General features: G+C 63.8%; 15 protein-coding genes and 2 tRNA genes. 8 read left to right on the forward strand and 9 right to left on the reverse strand.

Annotated elements, in window-relative coordinates; genetic code table 11:
* Positions 1–11 precede the first annotated feature (11 nt).
* On the reverse strand, positions 12–1,562 hold the full coding sequence (tig, locus tag VRS74_RS07155; RefSeq protein WP_354144557.1) for a trigger factor: 1,551 nt from the start codon (positions 1,560–1,562) through the stop codon (positions 12–14).
* Positions 1,563–1,622: 60 nt separating this feature from the next.
* A tRNA-Leu gene (locus VRS74_RS07160) sits at positions 1,623–1,707 on the reverse strand.
* 130 nt (positions 1,708–1,837) lie between these two features.
* On the opposite strand from VRS74_RS07160, the gene VRS74_RS07165 reads away from it, so the two are divergent.
* Genes VRS74_RS07165 through VRS74_RS07175 form a run of 3 tightly spaced genes read left to right on the forward strand, consistent with a single transcriptional unit; the run spans position 1,838 to position 4,098 of the window.
* Complete coding sequence (locus VRS74_RS07165; protein WP_354144558.1) at positions 1,838–2,119, forward strand: DUF3297 family protein; 282 nt, start codon at positions 1,838–1,840, stop codon at positions 2,117–2,119.
* Between the two features lie 56 nt (positions 2,120–2,175).
* The gene (gene der, locus VRS74_RS07170) at positions 2,176–3,561 is read left to right on the forward strand and encodes a ribosome biogenesis GTPase Der (protein WP_354144580.1); all 1,386 of its coding nucleotides are present in this window, start codon (positions 2,176–2,178) and stop codon (positions 3,559–3,561) included.
* Positions 3,562–3,588: 27 nt separating this feature from the next.
* Entirely contained in the window at positions 3,589–4,098 is a 510-nt protein-coding gene (locus tag VRS74_RS07175) for a DUF2721 domain-containing protein (RefSeq protein WP_354144559.1), read from the forward strand.
* Between the two features lie 67 nt (positions 4,099–4,165).
* On the opposite strand, the gene VRS74_RS07180 is transcribed toward VRS74_RS07175, so the two are convergent.
* The 4 genes from VRS74_RS07180 to VRS74_RS07195 form a co-directional block, all read right to left on the reverse strand.
* Entirely contained in the window at positions 4,166–4,636 is a 471-nt protein-coding gene (locus tag VRS74_RS07180; RefSeq protein ID WP_354144560.1) for a hypothetical protein, read from the reverse strand.
* Positions 4,637–4,802: 166 nt separating this feature from the next.
* A complete protein-coding gene (gene bfr, locus VRS74_RS07185; protein WP_354144561.1) occupies positions 4,803–5,282 on the reverse strand; it encodes a bacterioferritin in 480 nt (159 codons plus the stop codon).
* A gap of 129 nt (positions 5,283–5,411) precedes the next feature.
* The gene (locus VRS74_RS07190) at positions 5,412–5,600 is read right to left on the reverse strand and encodes a (2Fe-2S)-binding protein (RefSeq protein ID WP_354144562.1); all 189 of its coding nucleotides are present in this window, start codon (positions 5,598–5,600) and stop codon (positions 5,412–5,414) included.
* 104 nt (positions 5,601–5,704) lie between these two features.
* Positions 5,705–6,985, reverse strand: coding sequence for a DUF418 domain-containing protein (locus tag VRS74_RS07195; RefSeq protein ID WP_354144563.1), 1,281 nt, complete (start codon positions 6,983–6,985; stop codon positions 5,705–5,707).
* A 224-nt stretch (positions 6,986–7,209) separates the two neighbouring features.
* On the opposite strand from VRS74_RS07195, the gene VRS74_RS07200 reads away from it, so the two are divergent.
* From VRS74_RS07200 to VRS74_RS07210, 3 genes are read left to right on the forward strand one after another with little or no spacing between them, the layout of a single operon-like run.
* Complete coding sequence (locus tag VRS74_RS07200; protein ID WP_165196747.1) at positions 7,210–7,926, forward strand: AAA family ATPase; 717 nt, start codon at positions 7,210–7,212, stop codon at positions 7,924–7,926.
* A gap of 12 nt (positions 7,927–7,938) precedes the next feature.
* Positions 7,939–8,376: a hypothetical protein gene (locus tag VRS74_RS07205; RefSeq protein WP_354144564.1), complete on the forward strand. Its 438-nt coding sequence runs from the start codon at positions 7,939–7,941 to the stop codon at positions 8,374–8,376.
* A 31-nt stretch (positions 8,377–8,407) separates the two neighbouring features.
* A complete protein-coding gene (locus VRS74_RS07210) occupies positions 8,408–9,772 on the forward strand; it encodes an SPOR domain-containing protein (RefSeq protein WP_354144565.1) in 1,365 nt (454 codons plus the stop codon).
* Between the two features lie 62 nt (positions 9,773–9,834).
* Here the strand turns inward: VRS74_RS07210 and VRS74_RS07215 are convergent, their stop codons facing one another.
* The 3 genes from VRS74_RS07215 to VRS74_RS07225 all read right to left on the reverse strand — a co-directional run bounded on the left by VRS74_RS07215 (position 9,835) and on the right by VRS74_RS07225 (position 12,971).
* Positions 9,835–10,638, reverse strand: a complete 804-nt coding sequence (locus tag VRS74_RS07215; protein WP_354144566.1) for a hypothetical protein — start codon at positions 10,636–10,638, stop codon at positions 9,835–9,837.
* 75 nt (positions 10,639–10,713) lie between these two features.
* Positions 10,714–11,943 carry a dihydroorotase gene (locus tag VRS74_RS07220; protein ID WP_354144567.1) on the reverse strand — a complete coding sequence of 410 codons (1,230 nt, stop codon included), beginning with the start codon at positions 11,941–11,943 and terminating at the stop codon, positions 10,714–10,716.
* Entirely contained in the window at positions 11,940–12,971 is a 1,032-nt protein-coding gene (locus tag VRS74_RS07225) for an aspartate carbamoyltransferase catalytic subunit (protein WP_354144581.1), read from the reverse strand. The genes VRS74_RS07220 and VRS74_RS07225 overlap by 4 nt, the downstream gene beginning before the upstream one ends.
* 336 nt (positions 12,972–13,307) lie before the next feature.
* Here VRS74_RS07225 and sppA point away from each other — a divergent pair, with 336 nt between their 5' ends.
* The gene (gene sppA, locus VRS74_RS07230; RefSeq protein ID WP_354144568.1) at positions 13,308–15,191 is read left to right on the forward strand and encodes a signal peptide peptidase SppA; all 1,884 of its coding nucleotides are present in this window, start codon (positions 13,308–13,310) and stop codon (positions 15,189–15,191) included.
* 72 nt (positions 15,192–15,263) lie between these two features.
* Positions 15,264–15,338: transfer RNA gene (locus tag VRS74_RS07235), tRNA-Val, on the forward strand.
* Positions 15,339–15,791: the final 453 nt, after the last annotated feature.

Genomic DNA, 15,791 nt, shown 5'->3' on the forward strand with positions numbered 1-15,791 from the left:
ACGCTGGCTGATTACTTCTTGGCCGCAGCCTTTTTGGCAGGGGCCTTCTTCGCGGCCGGCTTCTTTTCGGCTGCGGGCTTGGCTTCTGCCTTCTTGGCTGCAGGCTTCTTGGCAGGAGCCTTCTTGGCCGCAGGCTTTTCTTCCTTGGCCGCTTCCTTCTTCGGAGCGTCCTTCTTGGCGGGAGCCTTCTTGGCAGCAGCCTTCTTCTTCGGAGCGGGCTTCGCCTCGGCGGTCTCATCCGCTTCGATCGCGGCTTCGAGCTCTTCCTGCGTCACTTCGCGTTCGGTGACTTCGGCCTGGTCGAACAGGAAGTCGACGACCTTGTCTTCATAGAGCGGGGCGCGCAGCTGGGCCGCAGCCATCGGCTCCTGGCGAACATAGTCGACGAACCGCTGGCGGTCTTCCGGGCGATACTGCTGGGCAGCCTGCTGGATCAGCATGCTCATTTCCTGCGCGGTCACTTCCACGCCATTCGCCTGGCCGATTTCCGACAGCAGCAGGCCCAGGCGCACGCGGCGCTCGGCGATGCTGCGGTATTCGTCACGCTCGTTCTGGATTTCCTTGAGCGCTTCCTGCGGGTTTTCCTCGCGCGAGGCTTCCTGCTGCAGCTGCGCCCAGATCTGGTCGAATTCGGCGTTCACCATGCCTTCGGGCACTTCGAAATCGTGGCCGGCGGCAAGCTGGTCGAGCAGCGCGCGCTTCATCTGCGTACGGGTAAGCCCGGCGGTCTGCTGTTCGAGCTGGCCGCGGATCAGGCCCTTGAGCTGGTCGAGACCTTCGAGGCCGAGCGACTTGGCGAAGTCTTCGTCAACCTTGGTTTCGCCTTCGACCTTCACCTGCTTCACAGTGATGTCGAATTCGGCTTCCTGGCCCGCGAGGTGCTCGGCCGGATAATCGGCGGGGAAAGTGACCTTGATAGTCTTCTTGTCGCCGGTCTTCGCGCCAACCAGCTGCTCTTCGAAGCCGGGGATGAACTGGCCCGAGCCGATCACCAGCGCAGCGTCTTCCGCCTTGCCGCCTTCGAACTCCTCATCGCCCAGTCGGCCGACGAAATCGATGATCAGCTGGTCGCCTTCGGCAGCCTTTTTGGTCTTCGGCGCGTCCTTGTAGCTCTTCTGCTGGCCGGCGATGCCCTGAAGCGCCTCGTCGACGGCTTCGTCGGACACCGGCACCACCAGCTTTTCGAGCTTCAACCCGTCGGTCGACGGTGCTTCGATGGTCGGCAGCACTTCCAGCTCGACCGCGATTTCCGCGTCCTTGCCTTCTTCATAGCCTGCGCCCAGTTCGATGCGGGGCTGCATCGCGGGGCGCAGCTCCTTGTCCTTCATCAGCTTGTCGACCGATTCGCGGATCACGTCGTTCACAGTCTGCGCGTGCAGCTGTTCGCCGTGCATCTTCTTGACGAGATTCGCGGGCACCTTGCCAGGGCGGAAGCCGGGCATGCGGACCTGCGGCGCGATCTTCTTGATCTCTGCCTCGATCTTGGCGGCGATATCGCCAGCCTTGATCGTCAGCTGATAGGCGCGCTTGAGGCCCTTGTTGGTCGTTTCCTTGATCTGCATGGGATTAAAACTGATGCCTTTTCAACAATTTCGCTATGACAGAGCCACGTTCGAGCGAATTGGTGCGGGCGAAGGGACTCGAACCCCCACATCTTGCGATACTGGTACCTAAAACCAGCGCGTCTACCAATTCCGCCACGCCCGCTAGCCCGAACGAAGCTGCGCGCGAAACGGAAGCCGCTTCGCGTGTAGGGGAGCGCCATTAGTCGGGCCGACGCGAAAGGGCAAGCGGAAGCCGCTTGTTTGGTTCACTCCACGCGACTAAGGGCCCGCGCATGACCGAGAATTCCACAAACGACACTCCGCCCGACCGCCTGTCGGTGAATCCGCGCAGCGAATTTTTCGATGCCGACAAGCTGCAGCGCGGCATTGGCATCCGCTTCAAGGACCGCGTCCGCACCGACATCGAGGAATATTGCATTTCCGAAGGCTGGGTGCGCGTGCAGGCGGGCAAGAGCATGGACCGCCACGGCAACCCGCTGACCATCAAGCTTACCGGCCCGGTCGAAGCCTGGTACGAAGACCTGGGCGAGAATCCCCCGGTGGCCAAGGCCTGAGCCGACCGGACGGCGCTTGCCAAGCGGGCGGTAAAAGCCCAACTGGCGTGGCAGCAATGAAACCGCAGGTCATCATCATCGGCCGACCCAATGTCGGCAAGTCCACGCTGTTCAACCGGCTGGTGGGCAAGAAGCTCGCGCTGGTCGACGACCAGCCGGGGGTGACGCGCGACCGCCGCATGGGCGATGCAGACATCGCGGGCATGGCCTTCACCATCGTCGACACTGCCGGATGGGAAGACGACGATCCCGAAACGCTGCCCGGGCGAATGCGCAAGCAGACCGAAGTAAGCCTGGAAGGCGCCGACGCCGCGCTGTTCGTGATCGATGCGCGCGCGGGCCTGACTCCGCTGGACGAGGAAATCGGACGCTGGCTGCGCGGGCAAAGCGTTCCCGTCGTGCTGGTCGCCAACAAGGCGGAAGGCCGCGCGGGCGAAGGCGGCGTGCTCGAAAGCTATTCGCTGGGCCTGGGCGAACCGATCGCCATCTCGGCGGAGCATGGCGAAGGCGTGGCCGACCTGTTCGGCGCGCTGTGGCCGATCATCGGGGCAAAGGCCGAAGCTGCGGAAACCGCAGCCGAGTTCGCGCTGAGCGAAGGCGAGGAGGCTCCGCTCGGCCCGCTCAAGCTCGCCATCGTGGGGCGGCCCAATGCGGGCAAATCGACCCTGATAAACCGCCTGCTGGGCGAAGACCGGCTGCTGACCGGCCCCGAGGCGGGAATCACGCGCGATTCGATCGCGGTCGACTGGCAGTGGACCGATCCGAAATCGGGTGACGTGCGCGATGTGCGGCTGATCGACACCGCCGGGATGCGCAAGAAGCGCAATGTGGTCGAGAAGCTGGAAAAGCTCTCGGTCGCCGATGCCCGCCGCGCAGTCGATTTCGCCGAAGTGGTGGTGCTGCTGCTCGATGCGACGCAGGGCCTCGAACACCAGGATCTCAAGATCGCCGACATGGTGCTGCAGGAAGGCCGCGCGCTGATGGTGGCGATCAACAAGTGGGACGTCGCCGAAGACCCGTCGAAGCTGTTCAACGGCATCCGCCATGCGCTCGACGAAGGGCTGGCGCAGGTGCGCGGGCTGCCGCTGTTTGCGGTGAGCGCGAAGACCGGCAAGGGGCTCGACGACCTGCTGCGCGCCGCCTTCGAACTTCGCGAAAGCTGGTCGAAGCGCGTGCCCACCGCGGCGCTCAACCGCTGGTTCGACGACGCGCTCGAAGCCAACCCGCCGCCGGCGCCCGGCGGCAAGCGCATCAAGCTGCGCTACATCACGCAGGCAGGCAACCGCCCGCCGCGCTTCGTGGTGTTCGGGACGCGGCTCGACATGCTCCCCAAGAGCTACGAGCGTTACCTCGTCAATGGGATCCGCAAGAACCTTGGCTTCGACGCAGTGCCCGTGCGTGTGGTATTGAAGAGCCCGAAGAACCCTTACGCCAAGGATTAGGGCCAAGGATCAGGGACCACGCCGGGCATGCTCGATCTCCTCGCTTCAAGCGGCAATATCGCCACCGATTTGCTGGAACGCACCGCGAGCACGCTGCGCGTTCAGGAGATCGTGCGACTGAGCCTGACGCCGGCGTTTCTCCTCGCGGCAATCGGCGCGATCATGAACGTGATGATGACGCGGCTGATCTGGGTCGCCGAGCGGATCGAGCGGCTCGAAGAGCGGATGGAAGAGGAACAGACGCCGCGCGATTACAGCGAACTGGCCTGGCTTCGCCGCCGCCGGTTGCTGGCGCAACGCGCGGTGATGTTCAGCACCATAGCCGGACTGACGATCTGCGTGGTGGTGGCGCTGCTGTTCGTCAGCGCCTTCATCAAGCCGCAGATCGGCACGGTGACAGCGCTGGCCTGGATCGCAACCATGGGCTTCCTGATCACCGGGCTGCTGCATTTCGTGGTCGAAACGCTGGTGGCAGCGCGCGGATATGTGCGGCAGAGCCAAACGACAGCCGATATCGCCGAACCTCAGGACGACTGACATCCCGCAGCAAAAGGGGCGAAGCGCAATGCGCCCCGCCCCCATTGTTACCGCATAATGCCGAGAGTTACTTGGTGTTCATCCGCAGTTCGCGCAGGATGTAAGTGCCCTTGATCTTGCGGATGTTGTTGTAGACTTCGCGCACGGTCTTGTTGCTGTTTGCCATATTGGCATTGCCCCATGCGGTCATGAACTTGTCGTATTCGGCCTTGTCGGCGTCGAGCGACGCCATGTTGGGATAGTTGATCCGCAGCACGAGGTTCACTTCATTGCTGCCGTAAGGCACGGTGTAGATGCCATAGTCGGTGATCTGGCCCAGGCTCTTCGACACTTCATTGGCCTTTACCCAGGTCTGCCGGAGGCCTTCGAGATAGGTGTCCAGTTGGCCTTCGTCGACCTTCACATAGGTCAGTTCGATCACGGTCTGTTGCGGCGTATAGTCTTCCCAGGCCTTGAGCTGGGCCGCCGCCGGCGACGCAAAGGCCAAGGCAGTGGCAGCCGCACTTGCAAAGCCGATCGACTTAAGGATGGTCTTCATATTCGTACTCCCTCATTCTCAGGTTACTGCGACCCGTGAAAAGGAAGCGCGACCCCAGATAAATCTGGCGTTCCCATGTGAGGCGTCTGCACCCCATTGACAGTAGTGTCAATTAGATAGGCAAGGCCGGTGCGGCAATCCGGACGGCTGGCTGACCCGCCGCCAATCAATCCTCGGCAGGCTTGCTCTGCAGCTGCACGTAGTTCTGCAGGCCCATCCGCCCGATCATCTCGAACTGGGTTTCGAGGAAATCGACATGCTCCTCCTCGCTTTCGAGGATGGCGGCGAACAGGTCGCGGCTGACATAGTCGCGCACCTTCTCGCAATGCTCGATCGCATCGCGCAGCAAGGGGATTGCCTCTTCCTCCATCGCAAGGTCGGCCTTGAGGATTTCTTCGACCGTCTCGCCCACTTTCAGCCGGTGGATCGCCTGGAAATTGGGCAGCCCGCCCAGGAACAGCACCCGCTCGGCCAGCTGGTCGGCGTGCTTCATCTCGTCGATCGATTCGTGCCGCTCATATTCCGCGAGCCGCGACACGCCCCAATCGGCCAGCACGCGGTAATGCAGCCAGTACTGGTTGATCGCGGTCAGCTCGTTGGTGAGCGCCTTGTTGAGGAATTCGATGACTGTTGCGTCGCCCTTCATGGCGCGGCTCCCTTGCTTCCCGGATGAGTGCCGTTTTATGCGCCGGGGCGACCGGAAAGACAAGGGAAGCTGACGAAAAATGGCGGAATTCCGCCACTTGCGAGCGATTTGCGTTAGCGCAGAATCCGCTCAGGCGGCGATCGGCTTGCAGGCCAGTTCGCGCTCTTCGAACACGATCGCGTCAGCATCCATCAGGCAGGTGCCGCAATTGGGGCGCTTGCCCAGCGCGGCATAGGCCGCCTCGGCATCGCCCGACGTGCGCCGAGCAACGCGGCGCAGTTCGGTTTCGCGGATAGCATTGCAGATGCACACATACATCGGCGACAGACTCCTGCGAGTGATTCGCAGGAATAGAAATATGCGAACTATTCTCAATAGCAAGTAGAATTTGTATTTAGCACCTGCCTACGCAGGTGCGTCAGCTATCGCCGCAACGCGAACAGCTTCCCGTAAGTGAGGCTGCGCCACAGCCATTCGAGCGGGCCATAGCGGAAGCGCGCGAGCCATGGCTTCGACCATGCCAGCATCGCCACCCAGGCCAGCAGCACGACAAGGTAAAGCTGCGGGCGGTTGAGTTCGCCATACAGGCCGAGCGCCCAACCGTGAAACACGAACAGCATCACGATCGACGTGCCGAGATAATTGCTGAAGGCCGCGCGCCCCGCCGCCACGATCCGCTGGCCCAGCCACCCGGTCCAGCCGGGCGAATAGGCCACCAGCAATGCGGCCAGTCCCAGCACCATGAACAGCCGCGGCAAGGGGCTGAACCCCATGAAGGCGGCCAGATTGCCGTAATAGGTGAAGCCGACCTGCCGGGCCCAAAGCGCAATGGCGATATGAATCGCCCCGCCGACCGCGAGCCCGACCCAGCCCCAGCGGATCATGTCGCGCCTTTCGAACCCTCCCCCGAAGAAGCCGAGCCGGTAAAGCGCCACGCCGATCAGCATCAGCGGGATGCTTTCCATGCAGAACAGCAGCACGTTGGCGAGCGGTTCGAATGTGTGCTCGGTGATCCGGTGCGCGACGAAACCGGAATAGTCGCCCGAGGATATCAGGCCGATTTCGACTGCGTCTTCCGCAAATGCGTCAGCCTTCGATTCCTCGAGGCTCGAGCGAATTTCGGTCAGCGACGCAGCGTCGCCCATCGGCGTATCGGCGATGAAATGGAGCGGGACGAAGATCGCAGCATAGGCGAGCGCGCCGAGCATATAGCCGCCCAGCCCGACGACCAGCTGCGTCTTGATGCTCCAGCGCAGGCAAAGCAGCACGATGAAGCCGCACAAGGCATAATAGGTCAGGATGTCGCCGAACCAGACCAGGAAGAAATGCGCGAGCCCGAACAGCAGCAGGAAGAAGAGCCGCCGCGCCTGTAGCCAGCGCGTCGAGCCGCGCGCCCATGCACGTTCCATGAAGAGATACAGTCCGGCGCCGAACAAGAGAGTAAATAGTCCGCGCATCTTGCCGTCGATCAGGACGAACTGGGAAATCCACAGCCAGCCGCTTTGATCGCCGCTGGGCACAAGGAAGGCATCGGGGAACATATAGGCGCTGGAGGGCTGGCCGAAGGCGACGATATTCGCCGCAAGGATGCCCATCACCGCCAGCCCGCGGATGAAATCGAGGCTTCCGATCCGGTCCGCCCCCACCACCGGTGCGACCGTACCCGCGCCAGCGTTCGCTGCCGGCATGTCTGCGTGATTCATCGAATTCCCCTTAATCCCCTGCGGTTTGCACTCATAACACGCTGCATCCCTTTGGAAAGCCGCGCGCGATGTATTGCGACACAGGCAAGGCCCTGCAGGCGCTCCGAAACCCTGCCTCAGGCACATCGGCGTTAACCCAAAATTAGGGGTATACTGCCATCCCCCTGTTTGAAGCCGCATTGGTTGCGGCATCTTTTGAAGGGCTAACCAGGGGGAACCAGGCGTTGCGAGTACTTGCATTGGCATCGCAGAAGGGCGGATCGGGTAAGACGACCCTGTCCGGACACCTCGCCGTCCAGGCCCAGCGCGCAGGCGCTGGCCCGGTGGTATTGATCGACATCGACCCGCAAGGGTCGCTCGCCGACTGGTGGAACGAGCGTGAAGCGGAATATCCCGCCTTCGCCCAGACCACTGTGGCGCGCCTGGCGAACGACCTGCAGGTCCTGCGCCAGCAGGGCTTCAAACTGGCCGTGATCGACACGCCGCCGGCCATCACCATGGCAATCCAGTCGGTCATTTCTGTCGCCGAACTGATCGTGGTGCCTACCCGCCCGAGCCCGCACGATCTGCGCGCCGTGGGTGCGACCGTCGACCTGTGCGAACGCGCCGGCAAGCCGCTGGTGTTCGTGGTCAATGCCGCAACGCCCAAGGCCAAGATCACGTCGGAAGCCGCAGTCGCGCTGTCGCAGCACGGCACGGTGGCCCCGATCACGCTGCACCACCGCACCGATTTCGCGGCCTCGATGATCGACGGCCGCACCGTGATGGAAGTCGACCCCGAAGGCCGCAGCGCCGCGGAAGTGACCGCGCTGTGGAAGTATATTTCGGACCGGCTCGAGAAGAATTTCCGACGCACCGTGTTCGCTGCTCCGGGTTCGCAGTCGCAGCTGCCAGGCGTGCACCGTCCTGCAGGCGGTTTCGGCCGCCGCGTCGCTCAGTAAGGAGCGCGGGCCATGACCGAAGGCAGCTTTGCTTCCCTGAGCCCGACGCTGCTGGCCCGCAAAGGTGGTGCCAAGCCCGCGATGCGCCCGCAGCTCGCGCCGATCCCCGATGCTTCGACCGCAAATCTCGAAGACCTCGGCTGGAACGACATGGGTGGTGAAGAACATGCCAATGTCGTGCAGCTGACGCCGCCATCGAATGACGAGGCGCCGGCGATCCGGCTTGCTTCTGCCCGTACCGCCGCACCGGCCAAGCGCAGCGCCGCCTCGAAACGCGGCAAGCGCGCCGCCTTCACTCTGCGCCTCGATGCGCAGCGCCATCTCAAGCTGCGCCTCGCTGCCACGATCAAGGGCGAAAGCGCACAGCAGATTGTGACCGATGCTCTCGACCAGTTGCTGGCCGAGATCGAAGACCTGGATACGCTTGCTGCCAAGATGACGCGCAAGTGACTGGAAATGCGTGAACTGAGGGGATGACCCAATGAGCCACACCGCCATCAACAAGCCGAAGATCGCCCTTGCGGTCAGCACTGCACTCGTCAGCATCGCGCTGTCGGGTTGCGCCACTTCGGCCGCTCCACCGGCTCAGGCATCGGCTGCCAAGGCGCAGGTCGCGCTTGAAAAGGGTCAGTTCAGCAAGGCCGTGAGCCATGCCGAAAGCGCCGTGCTGGCCGATCCGCGCAATGCGCAGAGCCGCGCGCTGCTGGGCGCTGCCTATCTCGAGGCGGGCCGCTTCCAGGCCGCCGCGACCAGCTTCAGCGATGCGATGGAACTGGGTGACAGCGATCCGCGCACCGTGCTGAGCTATGCGCTCGCACAAATCGCGCTAGGCAACAGCCGCGAAGCGGTGAATGCGCTCGACGGAGGCCGTAACGACATCGACCCGGCCGACCTCGGCCTCGGGCTTGCGCTTGCGGGCGATGCCAATGAAGGCGTGGCCGTGCTTTCGGATGCGCTGCGCAGCGGCCAGTCGAGCGCCAAACTGCGCCAGAACCTCGCCTATGCCTATGCGTTGCAGGGCAATTGGCGCGCCGCGCGCGTCATGGTCGCGGAAGACGTCCCGGCCGACATGGTCTCGGACCGCATCGGCGAATGGGCGCAGCTTGCCGCGCCGGAATTCTACCAGCAGCGCGTCGCCAACCTGCTGCAGGTCGCCCCGTCCTATGACGGCGGCCAGCCTGCCCAGCTCGCGCTCGCCAATTTCCCTAGTCACGGCCAGATGGTGGCCCACGCGGCGGATGATATCGACGGGCCCGAACTCGCCGCCAGCGAAGTGCCGCAGGTTGCCGTGGCGCAACCGGTCGAAGCACCGGCTCCTGCCCCTTCGCCCAAGCCCGCACCGGTACAAACGGTTGCGGTCGCTTTCGCGCAGGACGATGCACCTGTGGCGCCCAAGCCCGCTGCCGCTCCGGCTCAACGCGTGGTAAGCGGCCCGGTCGTGCAGCAGCTGCCGAGCGACTACAAGAAGCCCGCCGCCAAGCCGGCCGCACCCGCTTCGCGCCTCGCCGCCAGCTCGTCGCAGCGCCGCATGGCCGCGACTGCCGACAGCAGCTCGAACACGCACTTGGTGCAGTTGGGCAGCTTTGCCAGCCGCGCAAGCGCAGAGCGCGCCTGGGGCATCTACCAGACCCGCTATCCGCAGCTTTCGGGCCGCGACGTCGTGATCACCGAAGCGGTGGTGCGCGGCAAGACCTATTACCGAGTTGCTGCAGCTGGCTATGGCGCGCGCAGCGCCAGCGCCATGTGCCAGACGATCAAGTCCGGCGGCAAAGGCTGCATCGCCTATGCGGCGAGCCGCCCGCTTCCCGGCGCAGTGGATCGCGGGGTTCGCGTCGCTTCGCGCTAACGCTCTGTTCCTGAACTTCAGCGTGAATGCCCCCGGTGCCGCAAGGCTCCGGGGGTTTTTCGTCAGTAGAGGAGGCGCGCACCGACGGACTGCCACCATGCCGAGTTCCACAGCCACTGTACCAGGATTCCGCTCGGCAGCATGACAGCTGCAAATATCCAGTAGGCGCGGTGGATGGTCCGCTGCCGATAGAGATCCCACAGGAACATGGGAACCGCGAACAAGATCGGCCAAAGAAGTGTCGTTTCCGTAGATTCCGGTAATGTGTTTGGCAGGAACGCCATCCGCGACGTCGCCGCTCCCAGCGGAGTGACAGTCGCGAGGATCATCAACCGCTTGTGCAAACCCGAATCGAGCTTGCGCGCGCGCAGGGCCAGAACCACGAACAGCAGGAAGCAGATGCCCACTCGCAGCTGGACGAGAGCGATATTGACGCTGAATACCAGCCCTTCGGCAAGGCCATCCTGCGCTTCAGGTACGTTGGCAGCAAAGGCAATATTCGTCGCTATATTCGTGGGAACCAGGACCACACCGGCCAGCACCAGCGCAGGTGCGAGGACCATCCCCAGCACACCCAGCTGCATGTGCCAATCTCGCCGCCCCGTCGCCATCAACGTCGTCTGCGCGAGCAAGAGCAGCATCCAGCTGCCCATCAGCACTGCATGGACATGCAGAGCCATTGGAAACGGCGGGCGCATCCCGGCCTGAACGGCAGCAATCTTGTTGAGCGAATCCGGAACGAAGCCAATCAGCACCGTGAGGGTGAGCAATACCGCCATGAAAACGTAGATCCAGCGGTCGATGAAAGCCGTCAGCGACGGCGCTCGGGCACCGGACGCAGGCTGGATTTGGCCATGTGTCGCCATGTTCCCCTCCCCTCCATTAGGAACACGACCCTGTGCGGGCTGATACCGCTATCGGAGCGAAAAGAGAAGCCGAGCCTAGGCGATCCTGACGCCGCCCTTCCACAAGGCCGTCGCGCGCCCCTGCGCCGGCTGGCCGTCGAAAGGCGTATTATCGGCGGTGGCGGCCATCTTCGCGCGGTCGACGATCCACGGCTTTTCCGGATCGACCAGCGCGATATCCGCCTCGCACCCCACCTCGATCGCCCCGGCGGCCACGCCCAGCAGCCGCGCCGGTGCGGCAGCGAGAAGATCGAAGGCACGGGGCAGGTCGATCACGCCATCGCGCACCAGCGTGAGCGTCATCGCCAGCAGCGTTTCGGCCCCGGCCATGCCGGGTTCGGCATCGGCAAAGGGCAGGCGCTTGTCTTCCGGCCCGCGCGGATCATGGCCCGAAGCGATCACGTCGATCGTCCCGTCGCCGATCGCGGCAATCACTGCCTGCCGGTCCGCCTCGCTGCGCAGCGGAGGCGAAAGCCGCGCGAAGCTGCGGAATTCCGCCGTCGCAAGGTCGGACAGGATGAAATGGGCCGGGGTTACGCCCGCCGTGACTGTAACCCCGCGACGCTTCGCTGCACGCACCAGCTCGAGCGCAGCGGCGGTGGTCACCTGCCGGATATGGAGCCGGGCCCCACAGATCTCGGCGAGCGCGATGTCGCGCGCCACCGCCAGCGTTTCGGCCTCTGCCGGGGCGCTCGGAAGTCCAAGCCGCGTCGCCATCTCGCCGGCGGTCGCGACTGCGTCACCGGCCAGCCCGGCATCCTCGGCATGGCTCACCACCACCAGATCCAGCATGGCCGCATATTGCAGCAGCCGCAGCATCGCTCCGCTATTGCCGATCCAGCGCCGCCCGGTCGCGACACCGCGCGCGCCCGCTTCCTTCATCAGGCCGATCTCTGCGAGTTCGCTGCCTTCGAGACCACGCGTGGCAGCGGCCAGCGGGTGCACCCACAGGTCGGGCTTGCCGCTCTTGGCGATGTAGCTGACCCGGCTCGGCAGATCGAGCGGGGGCGACTGGTCGGGCATCAGCGCAGCGCGGGTGATCCCGCCGAAATGGCACGCGGGCTTGTCGATCGCGAAGGTGCCGAAATCGACGAGGCCGGGCGCGACCAGCTTGCCGCGCGCGTCGACAACTTCGTCACCGGACTGCGAAGCGACCTGGCCGACCGCTTCGATCCGTCCTTCGACCAACCGCACGCCGCCCTCGACGATGCCGCTGGCGGTGACAACGCGGCCATTGGTGATCCTGACTGGTGCAGTCTGCTTCATGCCCAGCCCTCCACCTGCCGCGCCCGCCGGGTGAGGATGTCCAGGCATGCCATGCGGATCGCCACGCCCATTTCCACCTGGCGCGTGATGATCGAACGGTCGATCAGATCGGCAACATCGCTGTCGATCTCGACTCCGCGGTTCATCGGCCCGGGGTGCATCACCAGCGCATCGGGTGCGGCGCCTTTCAACCGCTCCTTCGTGAGGCCGTAGAGGTGGTGGTATTCGCGCGGCGAGGGAATGAACTGCCCCTGCATCCGTTCGGTCTGGAGCCGGAGCATCATCACCACGTCGCTGCCCGCCAACGCGGCGTCGAAATCGTGGAACGGCTGCGCGCCAAGCGCTTCAACCCCTGCAGGCATCAGCGCGGGCGGCGCGCAGAGCCGCACGGTGGCGCCCAGTGCCTGCAGGCACAGCAGGTTTGAGCGCGCAACGCGGCTGTGCAGGATATCGCCGCAGATCGTGACCGTTAGCCCGGTGAAATCCTCTGCCGCCTCGCCCCGTTCGCGCAGCGCATGCCGCAAGGCCAGCGCGTCGAGAAGCGCCTGCGTCGGGTGCTCGTGTTGCCCGTCGCCCGCATTGAGCACCGGGCAATCGACCTTGCTGGCGATCAGCTGGGTCGCCCCGCTCGACGCATGTCGGATCACGATCGCATCGGCACGCATGGCATTGAGAGTGATCGCGGTGTCGATCAGCGTCTCGCCCTTCTTCACGCTCGACTGGGCTGCGTGCATGTTGACGACATCCGCCCCCAGCCGCTTGCCCGCGATCTCGAAGCTCAGCAACGTGCGCGTGCTGTTCTCGAAGAAGGCGTTGATGATGGTCAGGCCAGACAGGAGATCGGCATGTTTGGAGCTTTGCCGGTTGAGGTCGATCCAGGGTTCCGCCTGGTCGAGCACATAAAGAATCTCATGCCGCTCAAGCTGGGCGATGCCGAGCAGGTCGCGGTGCGGAAAGGCCAGCCGTCCTGCGGGAAATCGGCCATTGGCAGGCAGGTTTGCCGACTGGCCAGCTTCGTATTCGGCCATGAACTGGCGCAATCGCGCAGCAGTGCTGCCGCGCAAATCGCGCCCCGATTTCAGCTGTGAGACGAAGGGCTTGTCGTTAAGCGCCAGTTCCCCGAAGCGCGTCTCCGACATGCCGTTTCGGAGGCAGAATTGTTCGATTTCGTGGAGCAGGTCATGCATGGAACGGCGCTCTAGGTTGGATTTAACCAACCGTCCAGTGGGAATCCGCATTCTCCGCACCCAAAGCCGTTCGGCGAGCGATATCACCCGCTCGACCATTTCCTGCGCCCGAATTAAGTGGAAGTTTGCACTTTCGCCCTTAGTTAAAGCCAATCAACGCAACGGGATCGACGGAATATGAGTTTCGCTGGAAAGGTTTGGCGGCTGCTGGTCGGCATCAAGGACGGGCTTGTCCTTCTGTTCATGCTGCTGTTCTTCGCGCTGCTGTTCGCGATCCTGTCCGCACGGCCCAGCCCTGGCATGGTGCGCGAAGGCGCGCTGCTGATCGAGCTTGACGGCTATGTCGTCGAAGAGAAATCCGTGATTGATCCGTTCGAGGCACTGCTGAGCCAGCAAGCCCCGGTGGCCGAATATGAGGTTGGCGAACTGGTTCGCGCGCTGGATTCAGCCGCAGGCGATGACCGGATCAAGGCGGTCGCGCTCGATCTTTCGCGTTTCCTGGGTGGCGGGCAAGTCCACTTGCAGGAAGTGGGTGAAGCGATGGCGCGAGTGCGCGCTGCGAAAAAGCCGGTGCTGGTCTATTCCTTCGCCTATGGCGATGACGCCCTGCACCTCGCCGCCCACGCCAGCGAAGTGTGGGTCGATCCAATCGGCGGCGCGGTGGTTGGAGGGCCGGGCGGCTCCTACCTGTTCTTCGGAGACCTCCTCAAGCAATTCGACGTGAACGCGCGCGTCTACCGCGTGGGCACATACAAGGCCGCGACCGAACCCTATACCCGCAGCGGATTCTCGGACGAGGCGCGCGAGAGTATCGCCGGCCTTTACGGCGCGATGTGGGAAGAATGGAAAGCCAATGTGAAGAAAGCGCGCCCCGCTGCCGATCTTGACCTTGTCACCAAAGACCCGGTCGGCTGGGTGCAGGCCGCGAAAGGTGATTTGGCGCAGGCCGCGCGCACCGCCGGGCTGGTCGACAAGCTGGGCGATCGCACCGAATGGGGTGCGCGCGTGGCGGAAGTTGCGGGCGAGGACGACTGGAGCAGTGAGCCCGGCGCATTCGCTTCGACCGATCTTGGCCCCTATCTGGTCGACACCAAGCCGGGCAAGCATGGCCGCCCGATCGGGATCATAACCATTGCGGGCGACGTGGTTGACGGCGACGCAGGCCCTGGCACCGCCGGCGCCGACCGTATTGCCGAACTGCTCGACGATGCGCTCGATGACGATCTGGCCGCGCTGGTGGTACGGATCGACACGCCGGGCGGCTCGGTAACCGCTTCCGAACAGATCCGCCGCGCTATCCTGCGCCACAAGGCGCTGGATATCCCGGTGGCGATTTCGATGGCCAATGTCGCTGCGAGCGCCGGCTATTCGATTGCCTCGATCGGCGACCGCATTTTCGCCCAGCCTGAGACGGTCACTGGCTCGATCGGGGTTTACGCGGTCGTCCCGACCTTCGAGAAGACCGCCGCACGCTTCGGCATCTACTCCGATGGGGTGCGCACCACGCCGCTGTCCGGCCAGCCCGATATCATCGCGGGCTTCGCGCCCGAAGTCGATGCGATCCTGCAAGCTTCGGTCGAAGACAGCTACGCCGATTTCATTGGCCACGTTTCCGAAGGCCGCAAGATCACTCCCGAGCGGCTCGATGCCATTGCGCAAGGCCGCGTCTGGGATGGTGGCACCGCGCGCCAGTTGGGGCTGGTCGACCAGTTCGGCGGGCTTGACGACGCGCTCGAATGGGCAGCCCAGCAGGCCGGGCTGAAGGATGGCGGCTGGTATCCCAAGCGGCTCGGCACCACGCCTTCAAGCTATGATTCGCTGATCCGCCAGTTGCTGGTCGACAGTGCCGAGGACACGGAAGGAGCTGCCGACGTCTTCGCCATGCTGGCCCGCCAGCGCAACGCCGCGCTGGCGCAGGTCGCAACCGACCTAGACCGGCTAACGCGTGTGCAGGGAGTACAGGCCTATTGCCTCGAATGCCCGCGCGAAGTGCGGACCGGCAGCACCGCCGGCGTCAGCGGATGGCTGGCGCTGCTGGGAGGGTTTTTCGGAGCCAGCTGAGGCGCGCCGCGCAACTGGCCCCTTGCCAATCGACCTGCTGCGTGGCAATGGCGCGCCCCTGTCCAGCCGGACGGGCGCGTAGCTCAGTGGTAGAGCACACCCTTCACACGGGTGGGGTCACAGGTTCAATCCCTGTCGCGCCCACCATCTTTTCAAGGACTTAGCTTGGAGATGGTGCCTAGTATGAAAAAAGTATGAAACACTTTTAATGCCCTTTCGAAATCTTCTGATGTGATCAGCGATCGGGGCGGAACTGCGACACGCGAAGCTCCAGCCCCATTCCGTGGCTCGCTCTCATCGTTCGGGTCGGTCAGGACGCCCACCGCTTGGGTGGATATGTTCTATTTCTGTTCCTTTATGCTTTCCTACAGGGGGAAGGCACTTGTAGGCTTGCGGCTCGATCCGGGGAGGGTTTGATAAGCTTACTGGAACTCGAAATGACGCACAAACGAGTCCACAAATCCGGCGGGGCCCAAGAAATGCTGAAGCCATGGCTTGGCCACGGGCGACTGATTAGACTGCCTGAACCGCCCCGGGATTGCCGGAGGCCCTAACTCCTGAGAGGAAGGGTCTACGATGAGCAAGACGACGAACAAGTTT

The organism is Altererythrobacter litoralis (assembly GCF_036324225.1).
GTDB classification, from domain to species: domain Bacteria; phylum Pseudomonadota; class Alphaproteobacteria; order Sphingomonadales; family Sphingomonadaceae; genus Erythrobacter; species Erythrobacter litoralis_A.

What these genes read in the sequence shown, in the direction of transcription:
- tig (WP_354144557.1), bottom strand. Translation starts at nt 1,562, where the DNA reads ATGCAGATCAAGGAAACGACCAACAAGGGCCTCAAGCGCGCCTATCAG.
- VRS74_RS07165 (WP_354144558.1), top strand. Translation starts at nt 1,838, where the DNA reads ATGACCGAGAATTCCACAAACGACACTCCGCCCGACCGCCTGTCGGTG.
- der (WP_354144580.1), top strand. Translation starts at nt 2,176, where the DNA reads ATGAAACCGCAGGTCATCATCATCGGCCGACCCAATGTCGGCAAGTCC.
- VRS74_RS07175 (WP_354144559.1), top strand. Translation starts at nt 3,589, where the DNA reads ATGCTCGATCTCCTCGCTTCAAGCGGCAATATCGCCACCGATTTGCTG.
- VRS74_RS07180 (WP_354144560.1), bottom strand. Translation starts at nt 4,636, where the DNA reads ATGAAGACCATCCTTAAGTCGATCGGCTTTGCAAGTGCGGCTGCCACT.
- bfr (WP_354144561.1), bottom strand. Translation starts at nt 5,282, where the DNA reads ATGAAGGGCGACGCAACAGTCATCGAATTCCTCAACAAGGCGCTCACC.
- VRS74_RS07190 (WP_354144562.1), bottom strand. Translation starts at nt 5,600, where the DNA reads ATGTATGTGTGCATCTGCAATGCTATCCGCGAAACCGAACTGCGCCGC.
- VRS74_RS07195 (WP_354144563.1), bottom strand. Translation starts at nt 6,985, where the DNA reads ATGAATCACGCAGACATGCCGGCAGCGAACGCTGGCGCGGGTACGGTC.
- VRS74_RS07205 (WP_354144564.1), top strand. Translation starts at nt 7,939, where the DNA reads ATGACCGAAGGCAGCTTTGCTTCCCTGAGCCCGACGCTGCTGGCCCGC.
- VRS74_RS07210 (WP_354144565.1), top strand. Translation starts at nt 8,408, where the DNA reads ATGAGCCACACCGCCATCAACAAGCCGAAGATCGCCCTTGCGGTCAGC.
- VRS74_RS07215 (WP_354144566.1), bottom strand. Translation starts at nt 10,638, where the DNA reads ATGGCGACACATGGCCAAATCCAGCCTGCGTCCGGTGCCCGAGCGCCG.
- VRS74_RS07220 (WP_354144567.1), bottom strand. Translation starts at nt 11,943, where the DNA reads ATGAAGCAGACTGCACCAGTCAGGATCACCAATGGCCGCGTTGTCACC.
- VRS74_RS07225 (WP_354144581.1), bottom strand. Translation starts at nt 12,971, where the DNA reads ATGGCCGAATACGAAGCTGGCCAGTCGGCAAACCTGCCTGCCAATGGC.
- sppA (WP_354144568.1), top strand. Translation starts at nt 13,308, where the DNA reads ATGAGTTTCGCTGGAAAGGTTTGGCGGCTGCTGGTCGGCATCAAGGAC.